At 58.7% G+C, this 14,774-nt stretch carries 11 protein-coding genes; 1 reads left to right on the forward strand and 10 read right to left on the reverse strand.

All coding sequences use genetic code 11. From position 1 onward, the window contains the following. Nucleotides 1–8: 8 nt before the first annotated feature. The 8 genes from CBW65_RS03295 to CBW65_RS03325 form a co-directional block, all read right to left on the reverse strand. Entirely contained in the window at nucleotides 9–1,232 is a 1,224-nt protein-coding gene (locus CBW65_RS03295) for an ABC transporter permease (RefSeq protein ID WP_087455576.1), read from the reverse strand. Between the two features lie 12 nt (nucleotides 1,233–1,244). After that, nucleotides 1,245–2,174, reverse strand: coding sequence for an ABC transporter ATP-binding protein (locus tag CBW65_RS03300; RefSeq protein WP_087455577.1), 930 nt, complete (start codon nucleotides 2,172–2,174; stop codon nucleotides 1,245–1,247). A 151-nt stretch (nucleotides 2,175–2,325) separates the two neighbouring features. Next, the gene (locus tag CBW65_RS03305) at nucleotides 2,326–3,006 is read right to left on the reverse strand and encodes a response regulator (RefSeq protein ID WP_087455578.1); all 681 of its coding nucleotides are present in this window, start codon (nucleotides 3,004–3,006) and stop codon (nucleotides 2,326–2,328) included. Continuing rightward, nucleotides 3,003–4,235: a sensor histidine kinase gene (locus CBW65_RS03310; protein ID WP_157721747.1), complete on the reverse strand. Its 1,233-nt coding sequence runs from the start codon at nucleotides 4,233–4,235 to the stop codon at nucleotides 3,003–3,005. Before CBW65_RS03310 ends, CBW65_RS03305 begins: the two co-directional genes overlap by 4 nt. Nucleotides 4,236–4,335: 100 nt before the next feature. Beyond that, on the reverse strand, nucleotides 4,336–7,734 hold the full coding sequence (locus tag CBW65_RS03315; protein ID WP_087455580.1) for a lantibiotic dehydratase: 3,399 nt from the start codon (nucleotides 7,732–7,734) through the stop codon (nucleotides 4,336–4,338). An 81-nt stretch (nucleotides 7,735–7,815) separates the two neighbouring features. Further along, a complete protein-coding gene (locus CBW65_RS24050) occupies nucleotides 7,816–7,980 on the reverse strand; it encodes a hypothetical protein (protein WP_157721748.1) in 165 nt (54 codons plus the stop codon). Nucleotides 7,981–8,115: 135 nt separating this feature from the next. Further along, complete coding sequence (locus tag CBW65_RS03320) at nucleotides 8,116–11,949, reverse strand: DUF6359 domain-containing protein (RefSeq protein WP_087455581.1); 3,834 nt, start codon at nucleotides 11,947–11,949, stop codon at nucleotides 8,116–8,118. A gap of 167 nt (nucleotides 11,950–12,116) precedes the next feature. Then, nucleotides 12,117–12,698 carry a GNAT family N-acetyltransferase gene (locus tag CBW65_RS03325; protein WP_087455582.1) on the reverse strand — a complete coding sequence of 194 codons (582 nt, stop codon included), beginning with the start codon at nucleotides 12,696–12,698 and terminating at the stop codon, nucleotides 12,117–12,119. Between the two features lie 70 nt (nucleotides 12,699–12,768). On the opposite strand from CBW65_RS03325, the gene nfsA reads away from it, so the two are divergent. Continuing rightward, the gene (gene nfsA / locus CBW65_RS03330) at nucleotides 12,769–13,506 is read left to right on the forward strand and encodes an oxygen-insensitive NADPH nitroreductase (protein WP_087455583.1); all 738 of its coding nucleotides are present in this window, start codon (nucleotides 12,769–12,771) and stop codon (nucleotides 13,504–13,506) included. Between the two features lie 41 nt (nucleotides 13,507–13,547). Here the strand turns inward: nfsA and CBW65_RS03335 are convergent, their stop codons facing one another. Both CBW65_RS03335 and CBW65_RS03340 read right to left on the reverse strand, forming a co-directional pair. Continuing rightward, a complete protein-coding gene (locus CBW65_RS03335) occupies nucleotides 13,548–14,156 on the reverse strand; it encodes a DUF2238 domain-containing protein (RefSeq protein WP_087455584.1) in 609 nt (202 codons plus the stop codon). A 73-nt stretch (nucleotides 14,157–14,229) separates the two neighbouring features. Then, nucleotides 14,230–14,763, reverse strand: a complete 534-nt coding sequence (locus CBW65_RS03340) for a chromate transporter (RefSeq protein WP_198299741.1) — start codon at nucleotides 14,761–14,763, stop codon at nucleotides 14,230–14,232. Nucleotides 14,764–14,774 lie beyond the last annotated feature (11 nt).

The following is a 14,774-nucleotide window of genomic DNA, read 5'->3' on the forward strand; positions in this document are numbered from 1 at the left end:
TATCCCTCCTATCGCGCCGCCAAGCGCCAAGTTCCAAAGCACAGCGCCGCAGCGCCAATCGCGAGCAGTACCCCGATCGGCAGGAACAGCGCCTGCCAGGCAGCTCCGGTCATGATGTCGGTGAAGCTGCTCAGCGCCCAGGCGTTCGGGGTGATCAGGGCGACTTTTTGCAGCAGTTCGGGGAACTGGGACAGCGGCAGCATCGAGCCGCCAAGCACCGAGCAGATCTGCACGCCCACACCGGAAACGATGTCGGCCGCTCCTTCCGATTTTAAAACGGCGGCGAGCGCCATCGACAAACCGGAGACGGCCACCGCGTAGCTGCCAGCCACGGCCAGCGTCTGACCAAGCTGATCGCCCCACTCGACGTCAAACAGGAAGCGTGTGGCAAGGTACAGCACGCCGAACTGCAGCAGGGCGAAGCACAGCGTTCCGGCAAATTTGCCGATCAGGATCTGAGCCTTTCCGGTCGGCGTGCTGAGCAGGCGGGACAAAGTTTCCGTAGAGCGTTCGTTGAGGATCGACTTCGCGCCGATCGTCGCGTTAAACAGCAGGAACATCGCCGCCATCGCCGCTGCGTAATACTGCTTGGCCGAGACTTCCCGCTCCCCGACCGGCTTTTCCAGCACGACCGCATTTGGAGTTTCCGCTGCGCGAGTCAGTTCGCCGATCACTTCTTGCGCGATCTGCCCGATGTTCGGCGCAGCACCACCTGTGGACACGGCGGCACTTTGCGCCACATCTGCAACGATTGCTGCTTGTGCGGCGCTGACCGCCGCGACCCGTTCGGTGTAGGAGGTGACGATGCTGGTCAGGATCAGCCCTGTCTGTGCTTTGCCCGGATCTTGCAGGACTTCGAGTTTACCCGGCTCGCCCTCGGTCACTTGCTTGGTGAAGCCTGTTGGAATCACCAGTCCAACATCCGTTTTGCCTTCCTGCACGCTTTGCTCGACGGCCGCCTCCGAATCGAGCGGCACGACGGTGACCGTCTTTTTCATCTCATCGCTTTGCAGGATGTTTTCGACGAGCGCTTGACCCACATTTCCCTCATCGCCTTGATAGACCGCCACTTCAAACGCAGGCAGCGTGCCCGCCTCCTGATTAAACACCCCGCCAAGCGCCGCGCCCAAGATCATCGTCAAGAGCAGCGGCATCAACAGCGCCGACAACAGCCCTTTGCGGTCGCGCAGGCGAATCCGCACATCTTTCCATGCGATTTCCCAGAGTTTCATGCCCGTCTCCTCCTAATCCCGCAGCGTGCGTCCCGTAAGCTGCAGGAACACCGTCTCCAGATTCGGCTCCTGCACATCGACCGCCAGGATCTTCTCACCAGCTGCCAGCGCAGCCGACACCACCTCGCCAAGCATCTGCCCGGCCGCATTGGCGTAGACCAGCACCGACTGCTCTTCAACAGCCGTCTGCTCCACACCGGACAAGCGGCGCAACCTCTCCGCAAGTTCGGAAGGCTCGCCTTCCACGGTCAGTTTGATCACCGCTCCATTGGTCAGCCGGTTGCAGAGGTCCTGCTTGGTGCCGGTCGCGATCACCTGCCCGTGGTCGATGATCGCCAGGCGCTCGCAAAGGTACTCGACCTCTTCCATGTAGTGCGACGTGTAGATCACCGTCATCCCTTGGCGGTTTAGCTCTTTGACCGTCTCGAGAATGTGATTGCGCGACTGCGGGTCGATCCCCACGGTCGGCTCATCCATGATCAACAGCTCCGGCCGGTGCATCAGCGCCGCGCCGATGTTGATGCGCCGCTTCATGCCGCCGGAAAATTGGCCAACCGCGTCTTTGGCGCGGTCGGTGAGCCCGACGATCGCCAGCACTTCCATCGCGCGGCGTTTGACCTCCGCGCCTTTCAAGCCGTACATGCGCCCCCAGAACACGAGGTTCTCATAGGCGGACATCGTCGGATACAAGGCGATATCCTGCGGCACGACCCCGATCTTCTGCTTCACTTCCTGCGGGTTCTTCCGCACCGACTTGCCGCCGACGACCACGTCGCCGCCATCTGCGGTCAACAGCCCGCAGATCATCGCAATCGTCGTCGACTTCCCGGCGCCGTTTGGCCCGAGCAGTCCGAACGACTCCCCTTTGTTCACCGCAAATGAAACGCCGCGCACCACATGGCGGCTCCCGAAGCTTTTGGTCAGCTCTTGCACTTGGATCATGTTTTTGCATCTCCTCTCGCTTTGCTTGCTGATCTCATTGTACGACAGGCGGAAAATTTCCCCATCCCTCGCAAGATAGAACTTGAGGCATGAAAAAAAGCGGCCCGCAGGCCGCTTCCTATGCCAAAAGTCATGTAGGTCATGCCAATCATCATGAAAAGGAAGCGATGCCATGGCGCACCGCGTAGATCGCCGCCTGTGTCCGGTCGCGCAGGCGGAGTTTGGCGATGATGTTCGAGACGTGGTTTTTCACCGTGCCTTCTGTGATGACCAGCGTTTCGCCGATCTCTTTGTTGTTCATGCCCTGCCCGAGCAGTTGCAGCACGTCATGCTCGCGCTCGGTCAATGCTTCCAGATACGGCGGCGCAGCGCTGACCAGTTGATCCCGCCCCTCCTGCACCGCATGTTCCCGGGCCCGCTTCCACTCCGCCACCACTTGCGCCGTGCTTTCCGGCGGCAGCACGATGCCCCCGGCGCAGACCGTCATGATCGCCTGGACGATCACTTCGGTCGGCATGTCTTTCAGCAGGTACCCGCTTGCGCCTTCCTCCAGCGCGTCGAGAATCAGTTCGCTGTCGTTAAACGTGGTCAGCATCAGCACTTTTGTTTCCGGCAACTGCTCCCGGATCAGGCGTGCACCTTGCACGCCATCGACGCCCGGCATGCGAATGTCCATCAGCACGAGGTCTGGTCTCGTCGCCTGCGCCACTTCCAGCGCCTGTGCGCCGTCGGCCGCCGTGCCCACGACTTCGATGTTGTCTTCCAATCCTAATATCGTCTTCAACCCGTCGCGCATCAGCTTCTGGTCGTCGACGACGATCACACGAATCATGCTTCTCGCCCTCCAAACTTCCACGTCTGCTCCTGCAGCGGAAAACAGACCTCCGTACGAAACCCGCTCCCCTGCTGACTGGCGAACAGCACCGTTCCGCCGAGCTCCATCACCCGTTCGCGCAGATTGATCAGCCCAAATCCGGGCACAACTTCGGCCGTCCCTGTGCCGTTGTCGGAGATCGTCAGCCGCACGTCCCGCTCCGTCCCTCTTACTGTGACCACAGCCGATGTCGCGTCTCCGTGACGTTTGGCATTGGTCAGCGATTCCTGCACGACGCGGTAGATCGTCGGCTTTAACGTCTCCGGCACGCTGTTCAAGTGTCCTTGCACCTGCAATTGCGCCTCCAGCCCGGTCAGCTTGGAAAAGTCGCCGAGCAGTTGGCGCATCGAGTCGAGCAGGGAAGCTGGCTGCGCTTCCTCTTCGCGGATCGCCTGCACCGACAGGCGCACCTGCTGCAAGGCCGAGCGCGCCACTTCCTCACAATTGATGAGCAGGGCGCGGCTTTGCACCAGATCCCGCTCCTGCATCTTGCGTGCCGCCTGCAGTTGCACGAGCAGCGCGGTCATCGAGTGTCCTACCGTGTCGTGAATTTCGCGGGCGATATGGTTGCGCTCGCGAACGGCGGTCAGCATCTCCACCTGCTTGGCATATTCGCGCAAGGCGCGGTGCGACTCTTCCAGCTCTTCATAAAGCACGCCGATTTTCTCCCGCGACCGCATGTAAAAGCGGATCAGCGATCCGACGACACAGGAGAAGACGACAAACCCAAAGTTCATCGCCGTATCCAGTCCGTGCACCACGTCCATCAGGATGTACTCGGCGAGCAAGATGCCGCCCCACACAGCAGCCAGCATCACGGCGGCCGTCACCAGCACTCGTTTGCTGTCGGTAAACAGCAGCAGCGTGACGCCGATGATGCCGAAAAACAGCTCATACGGATACCCCTGCCCCAGAAACACCACAGCAAATCCACAGGCCAGCAGGAAATCAAGCCCGATCTGCCAGAGCGCAAAACGCTGGCTGAATCTTGGAAAAGCAAAATGATTGATCAAAAACAGACAGCTGGCGAAGAGGATATACCCCTTCTGCCACCCCGCCGCATTCTGGCTGTAGTTGTAGTACGTCCCGCAGAGCAGGAGAATCATCAAAATTCGCGTCAAAGTAAGCAGTCGAAAAGCAAAAGGGATGCGCTGATGCTCCGTTTCTTTTCGCACGACCCCGATCATGGAGATCACCTCACCGTCAAATAAAGGCATCGCTTTTCAAAAGTTTACCACATGACATTATCATTTCCCGAGAAATATTTTGTCGGAATTCGAAGAAAAATTATTGCTGGTCGTGCAGGTAGCGCAGATTTTGCAGGGCATGACGGGCCAGCGCCATCACTTTGCGCTCCAGCAGGGCGTCGACGCCGAGCAGCCGGTTGAGGTGCAGATGGATCACGCTGCCGAGGATCTGCCCGAGCGGGGCGGTCAGTTCGCCGCGCGTTTCTGCTGCCCGCAGCGCTTGTGTGTAGCGGGCGAGGGCGGGACGGCGCTGTTGCATCATGGCATAGATGTCTTCGCCGCCCGGCACGCTGCGCAGGCCGGCCCAGTCGCCCTCCGAATTGGCGACTTGGAGATACAGGCGGCGTGCCTCGCGAAACGGCTGGATGTGCTCTTTGCGGTTCACCCCGGCATCGAGCCAGGCGAACTGTTCAGCAAACGTCAGGCCGAAGTTTTCCATGATGTCGATCACGCTGACGACGCCGGTCGTTTCCAGATCCAGACCCAGCTGGCCGGAGCGCCGCAGTCCGATCCAGTGCATCACCGCCAGGCTGTCGGCGGCAAAGACCTCTTCGGCCAGCTTCATCGCTGCTGCGCCGCCGTAGCGTTCCTGCTCGGGATCGTAGGTGTCGACGACGAAGCGGGACAGGAGCCCTTCCCCTTGCAATTGGCGGGCAAAACGGTGCACCGCAGGCAGCGCCTCACCGGTCAGCCGTTCCGGTTCTCCGTGCAAGCGCAAGCGCACGTGCAGCTCCGGGTCGCCGTAGCGCATGAAGAAGCTTTTCCGCACCAGACCCGATTCCGCCAGCTGTTTACAGAAAGTCTGCAAATGCCACCCGATCAGTTCCTCCTCGCGGGCAGAAGCTCCGTACAGTTTCAAAAACAGCCACTCGCTGCCAGGCAGATAGACCCTTTCGGTCTGAGACAGCCCTTTCGAAGAGCTCACAGATACAGCAACTTCGTTGCTTTTCGCTTCAAGTGCTTCAGCCGATGGGACTGTCTGAATTCCACATGCTTGTACGAGCGCAACCCCAGCACTTGGCACAGCACTTGGCACAGCACTTGGCACAGCACTTGGCACAGCACTTGCCACATCACTTGCCACATCACTTGCCACATCACTTGCCACATCACTTGCCACATCACTTGCCACAGCACTTGCCACATCACTTGCCACATCACTTGGCACAGCACTTGCCGCTGCTGTTTCTCGTGTTGCCGCATTCACCTCTCGGGTCGCCTCACCTGCCGCCCCGCGCCGGATTAACGGGAACACGCACTCCATCAAAAATCGGCCTTGCCCGCCGGACGCCACGGTCTTTTCCAGGTCGCCTTCTGCTTCGATCAGGATCAGCCCGCTGTCTCCTTGCAGTTTGCGAAACTCGCGCTGCAGCTCTTGCAGGCACAGCTCCTTCTCCAGATCGAGCAAAATCCGGTTGTCAGACGCCGCCAAATAGACCATGCGCGGCACCTGCCACTCGGCACGCCACGCAGTGACGGCCGCCTGCCACTCCTCAGCAGACCTGTCCCCTGCCTCAGCCGCCAGCACCGACTTGCACAAACGCCAGCGTGCGGACGCCAGCACCGCCTTTCCGTAACGGACACGCGGCAGCTTCGGCGCGGTCTCCAGCGTCCCCCAGGTGAACGGCATCCAGTTGCGCGTGCCTTCCATCGCCAGTTCGCGCAGGAAGCGATACAGATTTGGCGTGTTCATCGTATTCATCATGTGCGTCGTCACCGGCACCACTTCACAGCCGAGGCGCTTCGATTTCAAATAAAAGCGCTCCCCCTGCATCCCCACCACGAGATCTTCCGGCCTGATCGTCTGCTCCTGCTGCTTCGACGAGTTCGTGCCCAGCACCAGCTCATAATCCCGCGCATTCACCGACAAAAGCACATTCGACGCCCGCCCCGCCACCGGCAGATAGACCAGCTCCGCAAACACCACATCCGGGCGCATCGCCTGCTCCCGCCGTGCCGCTTCACGCAGCCCGTCCTGCACCCGCTCGCCCAGCAGGTTGGCAAACCGCCCAAACATCTGCCCCGCAGCATTCGATCCATGATTAGGCCCAAGCACCATCCGATACTCGCCGCGCTCCAGCGCTTGCTGCGACTTGGCATGCAGCGAGAAATACAGCTCCATCGAACGCGGCGCACCCGACTCTGCCGTCTCCACCGGCTGCAGCTCCCGAATCATCGCCGGGGTCAGCTCAATCTCCTCTGCCCCCCGCTGCTGTGCCTGCATCATCCAGCGCAAGAGCAGCTTGTCCCGGCGCTTCCCGTAGTCGTTCGGCTTGGCATTCAACTTGCGCCGCCCGACCGGAAACTCATAGGTGGCCGGCGCGCCCAGCCCTTCATCCTCATCGAGCAGTTCCATCAAAGGCACCTCGCGATGACGCCCGTACTTTTCCAAAAACGCCTGTCGATACGACTCCAGATTGGCATACCCTGCCGCTTCCGGCGCCATCCGCCACAACGCTTCCGCCGCCTTTGCAGCCTCTTCCGCCACCGCGCGCGCCACGACCAGTTGCTCACCCTGCAGCGCCAGATCGACCTGCAGCGGTGTCTTCACATCGGCCAGCTCCCGCATCTTGGCCGCCAAGTCGCAAAAAGCCCGCTCGCCCGCTCCGACCGGCAATGCATCATAAGCGGCAATCCCGCGCTCAATCGCTTGCAGTTCCGCAAACAGCTCCCCGATCCCCTGCACCCGCTCCAACTTGCCCAGCAGCTCGCCAAACGGTGACGCCGCCAGCAGCGACGGACGCAGTTCGCTGATCAAAAATTCTTTCTGAAACAACTGCCACAAAAATTGGCTGATTTTCTCCTGCGGCGTATCCGGGTAGGCACACTGCACGCGCTCCTGCAGCTCTGCAAACGGCACCTGCGCCTGCGCTTCCCGCAAGACCAGTTCCACAACCGGGGTCAGGCGGACGGACGACTCCTCCATCCTGCCCCGGCCTGCGACGTCGCGCCCATAGTGCGTCGAGTAGGCCAGCTTCACCCGCGACCCGCTCACCCGCACCAGCGAATTGACCTGCACCGCCAACTGCCCGACCGTCTCCAGCCGGCTCTCCACCTGCTGGACCACCTTCAAGAGCCACTCCATGTCCGGCCGCGTCTGCTTGCGATGCTCGGACAGCTGCCCGAGCTGCAGCTCTGTGCGCTCGCCAAGCTCCCCGCACGCCACACCAGAAAATAAGCCAAACGGCGTCGACCGCGTCGACATCCGATTTAAATACCGCAACAAGCCCCGCTCCGCCTGCTCGCGTTTGCGCGCCGGCGCATCATGCGCCAACTGAGGCAGTGTTTGCAACAGCGACAGCGACCCGACGGCGATCGCTTCACGGACCACACCGTCCTGCGCCCAGACCGCCGAATCCTGTCCCTCATACACCTGTGCATACCAATCGACCGGCAGCAGCGGCGTGCGCACCATCACAAAATCAAGCGGTTCAAACATGTCGACCTGCCTCCTTCCGAAAATAAGGATACACCAAAGGTCAGACCTTTGGTGTATCCGACTGCCTGCACCGTCAAGCGTTTACACGCATTCCGGGCCGTCGTTTGCGCCTGCCACATACGTTCTGTAGGTGTAGCAGTAGGAAGACGTGCACTCACCATCCGAGCACAGTTCGGTAACAGAATCGGTACCAACCGTACCTACTTCTTTCACTTGGAAATCCAGATCAAACATATCTTTTGCCATGACTGTCAACCCCTTTCTAATTTGTATGATGATTGGTAATACTTGTCTAGAATATAACAAACTGAGAATTTATAATCAATAGTCAATTTTAAAATAAAAAAGAGAGGCGATGAGTATCGCCTCTCAAGTAACTTACTATTTTCCTTTTTTCGCCGAACCAAAACCTGCGTTCGGGTTAAACACTTTCACATCGTTCAAGCTGCGCAGTTTCACGACATAGCTGCCGTTCACTTCGGACGCGATCCCGATCACATCGAGCGCCGCGCTGTTCTCGAAGTGGAGCGATGCAACGTTCGCGCCGATGCGGGAGTCGATCAAAACGGTGATCGACTGGCCGTCCAGGGTCGCGGTGAAGGAAGCGGAGCCAAACGTGTTGGTTTGGGTCAGATCGGAAACGATCACTTTCTTCAGCTTCACGATCTCGCCTTCCAGCGCTTCGTTCACAGTGCCCGGAGTGACGTTCACATGCTCCGGAACAACTGCTGTGCCAACCGTTTCGATCGCCGTTACGCCGATCAGACGGAACTCGCCGCCGTTTTCAGCGGTGATGCCGGTGACGCGCACAACGTCGCCAACCTCCAGGTCGGTGCGGTTTTGCAGCACGAACAGGCCGCCGGTCGCATCTTGCACGTAGAAGCGCTTTTCGCCAAAGATGCCCGTTTTCGAAGTGACGGTGCCTTGCACGGTCACCACTTTGCCGGTGCCTGCGAGGCGTGCGTCAGCGATCGACAGTTCGCCGATCGTGTTGGCAGCGATCTCGCGAACATCGGAGATGCGCGCATCCGCTTCATACGCAAACGGTGCGGTGGAGTTCTTCACGAATGCCACCAATGCTTCCAAGTCTTCCGGACCGGTCACCGGGTTTTTGCCCAGTTGGCCCATCGGCTTGTATTTTGCGGAAGTCGAAGTTGCCATGAAGTTGTTTACAGCCAAGGTGTAGGTCTTTGCCGGGTCGATCTTGGAACCGTCCGGCAGGAAGATGTCGACCGTCTTCACCGTTTCGGAATCATAGGTGTACGAGAAACCGCCAACGGAGAAGTCCGGGCCGTACTGCTTGGAAAGCTGAGCGTCGAGGATCTTGAACATGTCAGCGCCTGTGACTTCCAGCTTCATCAGCACGTTGTTGAACGGCAGGATGTTGTACAGCTCGCCCCACGTGATCGGACCTGCCTGCAGGTTGTCACGGATGCCGCCGCCGTTCATCAGCGCAAAGTCGCTGTCCATCGCAAACGACATCGAGTCGGCGATCAGGTTGCCCAGCGCGTTGTCGCCGATCAGACCTTTGACACCGTAGCCGCCGAGCATTTGCTGCTCTGCTTCGCCTACCACTTGGTTGATGATCGGCGCGATGCGGTTTTGGTACTTGTTGAGGATCTCAGTAACAGCCGGGTCCGGAGTTACGCCAGCTTGCGCAACCGGAACGATTTCGCCGCGTTTTGCCACGATGTCATGGGTGGCCGGGGAGATCTCCAGATCGACGTCTGCGATCGCCTTGCCGTATTCCCATGCTTGCACGATCAGCTTGTTGTCAACAACGCCGTTGACGATCAAGTGGTTGTGCGCTGCAAAAATCACGTCGACTTCATCGTCGACCTTGTTCGCGAGGTCAGCAGCCGGGCCGGTGACTTTGGTGCCGGATTGAACTGCATCCATGTGCGCCATCACCACGATTGCTTTGATGCCTTGCGCTTTCAGTTCTGCTACTGCTGCGTTGACAGCTGCGGTCTCATCGGTGAATTCGATGTCCTGGATGCCGGCCGGCATGACCATGCCTGCAGCCGATTTGGTGACAACGCCGATGAAGCCGATTTTTTCGCCGCCAACTTCTTTGATCACATACGGATCGAGCACATGCTCGCCGGTCGCTTTGTAAACGACGTTGGCTGCAACGTGCGGGAAGTTGATGCCGTCATAGTTTTCGGTGCCGTTCGGATGATCGCCGCCGTTTTGCAGGCGGAGCATCTCTGCGGTGCCTTCGTCGAGTTCGTGGTTGCCGATGGTGCCGGCGTCAAAACCGAGGTTTTCCAGAATCTCGATGGTCGGCTCGTCTTGGAACAGAGCGGAGACCGGGGAGGAGCCGCCCACCGCGTCGCCTGCGTGGATCAGCAGGGTGTTCGGGTTGGTTGCTTCACGGTTTTTCAGGTACGTGGCCACATAGTCCATGCGGCCAAACCAGCCGTCATTGACGCGGTCGCCGTTGAAGTCCGCTTCATAAGACTGGTCGATCTTGCCGTGCAGGTCGTTGATCGAAAGCAGCTGTACTTGCACGTTCGGCTGCATCGTTTCTGCGTAGGTGTAGCCAGCAGAAAGCGCTTCTTCTGTGGAGTAGAAGAAGACGCGGTTCTCGACCGGCACTTCTTCCCACTTGTCAGGCGAAACAAATTTCTTGGTGTAGAAGTCGCCGACATACTTGTCCGGGCCGCCGCGATCGGTGAAGCGGAACTCGTACGGGAGCTGCTCCAGCGGATTTTGCGGGTCCCAGATGCCGCGCTCGTTTTGCATCGCTTCACGAGTTGCCGCCGCGTATTCTTCAAAATGCTCAACGTTCGGCCAGATGAAGTACGGAACGGCCATGCCGAGGCGGACCATTTCCTTGTTGATGTCCATCTCGCCCACATGGATGTGTGCGAGCAGACGGCCGTAGCTGTCAAACGGTTGGTCAGCCGGTTCGATTTCGACCGGAGTGCCGACCGGCAGCAGTTCTTTCAGCTTCAGCTTGGCCTGTTCGCCGTGGAAGCCTTGGGACATGCCTTCATAGTTGGTTTCCGGCGTGTCGATCGACAGCATGCGCACGGTCGTCGCACCGAGCACCGGAGTGTTCAGGTGCGCGGTGTCGCCGTCCACCGTCGATTTGATCGAAGAAGCATAACGGTCGGCCGGACGCGGTGCACCCGGTTGTTCCGCTGCGAGCTTGATATCAGATGCTTTGCGCGGCATCAATTGATAGGAGTCATATTGACCGACGATCGCGGTAAATTCGTACCACTTGCCGGCTTGAATCTGCGAGATGGCACCCGTGGTTTCCATCACGCGCAGGGTGGTGCTGTTGAAAGCGCCGTCATAGATCGCCACGTTATAGCCGCCGCCCGATGCGGAGGACGGTACGCTTGCTGCGTACGCGGTCACTTTGACCAGCGTGCCTTCGTACACTTCGCCTGCTGCGGTGGTCAGCGCTTCCAAAGAGGAGAGCGTCGTTACCGCCGGGAGCGTGTTGCCGGAGGAGACGACTTGCACATCGGCCGCTTGCGACGGCTCGATTTCCAGCAAGCCTTTATATTCTGTAATTTTACCTGTTACGCGGACCTTGTCCCCTTCTTTCAGTTCCGGGAAGCCGGTTGCGCTCGAAGCATAAAGGTTGATGCCTGCAGTACCATCTTGGATGTAGGTGGAGATTTTGTAGCCGCCAAGCGCTGCGTTGTCAGCAGTGACAACACCTTCCACGATCACCGTTTGACCGGTTTTCGCGCGTGCATCGGCGATGCTCATTTCTTGCGGGCCCGGAGGCGGATCGATCACTACGCCGCCGTCTACGATCGTGTAGGCGGTCGGAGTCTTCAGACCCGGCGTGGTGAAATACGCGCTCAAGGTGCCGGTGATGCGAACTTTTGCGCCAAGGTTTTCCGGATGGTCAACCAGGTTCAAAGCGTTACGAACGGCCGTGCCGGAGACAAGCTGCACCGGCATGATATTTGCTTTTGCCGTTTCGTTCGGGCTGTCTGCGATCGCCAGGTTCGACGGGACCGTAAACGGACCGGAGAGTTGGTAGTTCGGGCCGACGCTGGTCGTTCCGACGATGAAACCTTCGACAGTCGCCACGCCCGTGTTGTTCGCAATCGCTTGCGCAACGGTGATGACCGTTTCTTCAGCCTGTACTGTAAGCTGTGCATTCCCGAAGCTGAGGAAATTCGTCAGCACGAGAGCAAAGGCGAGCAGCACGCTGAGGACTTTGTTCCACACATGTTTCCGCATTTGGCTTTTTTACCCCTTTTCCCACAAATTAAAGATGACTGAAATCTGTGCAAAACACGTTTCTATCATACTATAAAACTATGACAATTTTGTAGCGTTTTTTTAGAGGAAAAAACAAAGAGAGCCTCGGAAACTCCGAGACTCACATGAAAAGTTTTGATTAATTCTTAGTTAAGAAAGGCTTCCAATTTTGCTTTTACTTCCGGCCATTCGCGGTCGATGACCGAGAAGAACACCGTATCCCGCACATAGCCGCTCTTCAGGACCATATGATTGCGCAGCACACCTTCGCGAACGGCGCCGAGGCGGGCGATGGCGTTTTGCGAGCGGACGTTGCGGTTGTCCGTTTTGATCTGCACGCGGAGGAAGTTCAAGGTTTCAAACGCATGGCGGAGCAGCAGGTATTTGCACTCCGTGTTGACCCGACTGCGCCACACGCTGGGATGGTACCAGGTCCAGCCGATCTCCAGTCCCATGTTCGGCAGGGAGATATCGAGATAGCGCGTGCTGCCGATGATCTGCTCCGTCTCTTTGTCGATCACGACAAAAGCCAGATCGACGCCCTGCTCCACCCGCTTCAGCGTTTCCTCGACAAAATGCTCGGCCATGGCCGGCGAATCGATCGCATACGGCATGTAGGCCCAGATTTCTTCCGCTTTTGCCGCTTCATAAATGCCTGCCGCATGTTCCCGCGCCAAAGGAACGAGCCTGACGCGCACCCCATCCAGCACTGCCGGTTCCAATTTCATGCTCCACGACCTCTTTCTTGTTTTAGGCTATAATAAAGCAAAACCTACCAAGAGCCAAGGGGGAATTTCGATGAATCCTACCATTGATTTGCTGCAAGGGCACCGCTCGATTCGCAAATTCAAACCAACGCCGCTGAGCGATGAGCAGAAGCAGGCGATCATCCAGTCGGCACAGATGGCGTCTTCGTCTTCAAACATTCAAGCCTACAGCGTGATTGGCGTCACCGATCCGGAGCTGAAGAAAGAGCTTGCCCGTCTGGCCGGCAACCAGAGCTATGTGGAAGAGTGCGGCTTGTTCCTCGTCTGGTGCGCCGACCTCTACCGCCTGCAGCAGGCCTGCGCCAAACATGGCGTCGACATGCAGCATCAATATGTAGAAAGCTTCCTCGTCTCCACCGTCGACGTGTCCTTAGCGGCGCAAAATGCGGCTGTGGCAGCCGAAGCGCTGGGGCTCGGCATCGTCTACATCGGCGGCATCCGCCAGAACCCGGCAGCCGTCACCGAACTGCTCAAGCTGCCCAAGCTGGTCTACCCGGTCTTCGGCATGTGCGTTGGCGTCCCCGACCAGGAGCCGTTTCACCGTCCGCGCCTGTCCACCCCGTCGGTCTACCATGAAAATACATACCAGCCCAGCCAGATCGCGCAAGGCATCGAGGACTACGACCAGACGATGCGCGACTACTACCACGAGCGCAGCGGCGGCAAAATGGACACCACCTGGTCGAAGCAGATCTCCGAAAAATACGCCCATCCTTCCCGCGCCCATATGCGGGCATTTCTGGACGATCAGGGCTTTGGATTTGAATAAGCAAAAAGGGAAACAGCTCATCGCGCTGTTTCCCTTCTTATTTAGTACGGCAGCGTTCCCATCTGCCGGTCCTGCCATTTGCGAAACACGGGCAGCGCGAGGATCGCCCCCAAAAACGTCATCAGCATGTCCCACTGGGCATCCCAGATGTCGCCTTGCATGCCGAGGAACTCCGTGCTTTCGCCGTGCAGCACCATCACCGAGAGGAACTCGACGATCTCATACAGCGCCGCCAAGCCCAAGCAGAAGCTGAGTACGAAAAAATTCAGCCAGAAGCGGCTGTCGACCGGCGTTTTGCGCAAAATCACTTCCCTGGCCAGCAGGGCGGCCGTGATGCCTTTGATAAAATGGCCGAAGCGGTCATAGTGGTTGCGCTGCAGGTCGAACGTGTCGCGCAGCCAGGAAAACAGGGGCATGTGCTCATAGGAATAATGGCCGCCGATGATCACGATGATCGACGAGATCCACAGCCACGTGTAGGTCAGGTCGGTCAGCCGAAACCGCCGGTACAGCCAGATCGCCACGCCCCAGATGATCAGGATCGGCGATGCTTCCAGCGCCCAGGTCAGCCAGTCTCGTGGCTTGATCACCGACCAGATCAGCACCAGCGCAAAACTCGCCAGATAAAACCAATGCAGCTTTTTTGCCATCGTCACCTACTCTTCCGTTGTGCGTCTTGCTATTCACTCTCTCCAACTTTTCCCCGCTCTACACCAAAAGGAGCTAGACAGCCGGTCGGAAAAAGATCACGCCAAGCACCATCGCAGCGATGATCACGTAGACCGCATCGATTTTCAGCCAGAAGATCGCCAAGGCAGCCGCGACGCCAATGGCGATCGGCTTCCAGTCAAGGAACGTGCCGCCTTGGGAGGATTGCCAGGCGGTCTGCAGGAGCAGCACGACGACGACCGGGCGGACGGCGTTGATCAGGCCTTTGAGATACGGGCTGTCTTTGAAGGTCAGCAGCAGTTTGAGCAGCAAAATCACCGCAATCGCCGTCGGCGCGACCATGCCGAACAAAGCGGACAAAGCGCCAAACACGCCTGCGACTTTAAAGCCGACAAACGCGGACAGCTTGGTTGCGATCGGCCCCGGCAAGGTGTTGGCGATGGCGATCGCATCGGTGAACTCCTGGTCGGTCAGCCAATTGTAGCGCTCGACCACTTCGGCGCGGATCAGCGGTATCGTGCTGGGCCCTCCGCCGTACCCGAGCAGGCCGGCGCGGGTCATCGCGATAAACAAGTCCCAGACGGACAAAGCACTCATCT

The organism is Tumebacillus avium, assembly GCF_002162355.1.
GTDB lineage: Bacteria > Bacillota > Bacilli > Tumebacillales > Tumebacillaceae > Tumebacillus_A > Tumebacillus_A avium.

What these genes read in the sequence shown, in the direction of transcription:
- nfsA (WP_087455583.1), top strand. Translation starts at nt 12,769, where the DNA reads ATGAATCCTACCATTGATTTGCTGCAAGGGCACCGCTCGATTCGCAAA.
- CBW65_RS03310 (WP_157721747.1), bottom strand. Translation starts at nt 4,235, where the DNA reads ATGATCGGGGTCGTGCGAAAAGAAACGGAGCATCAGCGCATCCCTTTT.
- CBW65_RS03295 (WP_087455576.1), bottom strand. Translation starts at nt 1,232, where the DNA reads ATGAAACTCTGGGAAATCGCATGGAAAGATGTGCGGATTCGCCTGCGC.
- CBW65_RS03335 (WP_087455584.1), bottom strand. Translation starts at nt 14,156, where the DNA reads ATGGCAAAAAAGCTGCATTGGTTTTATCTGGCGAGTTTTGCGCTGGTG.
- CBW65_RS03320 (WP_087455581.1), bottom strand. Translation starts at nt 11,949, where the DNA reads ATGCGGAAACATGTGTGGAACAAAGTCCTCAGCGTGCTGCTCGCCTTT.
- CBW65_RS03305 (WP_087455578.1), bottom strand. Translation starts at nt 3,006, where the DNA reads ATGATTCGTGTGATCGTCGTCGACGACCAGAAGCTGATGCGCGACGGG.
- CBW65_RS03325 (WP_087455582.1), bottom strand. Translation starts at nt 12,698, where the DNA reads ATGAAATTGGAACCGGCAGTGCTGGATGGGGTGCGCGTCAGGCTCGTT.
- CBW65_RS03300 (WP_087455577.1), bottom strand. Translation starts at nt 2,174, where the DNA reads ATGATCCAAGTGCAAGAGCTGACCAAAAGCTTCGGGAGCCGCCATGTG.
- CBW65_RS03315 (WP_087455580.1), bottom strand. Translation starts at nt 7,734, where the DNA reads ATGTTTGAACCGCTTGATTTTGTGATGGTGCGCACGCCGCTGCTGCCG.
- CBW65_RS24050 (WP_157721748.1), bottom strand. Translation starts at nt 7,980, where the DNA reads ATGGCAAAAGATATGTTTGATCTGGATTTCCAAGTGAAAGAAGTAGGT.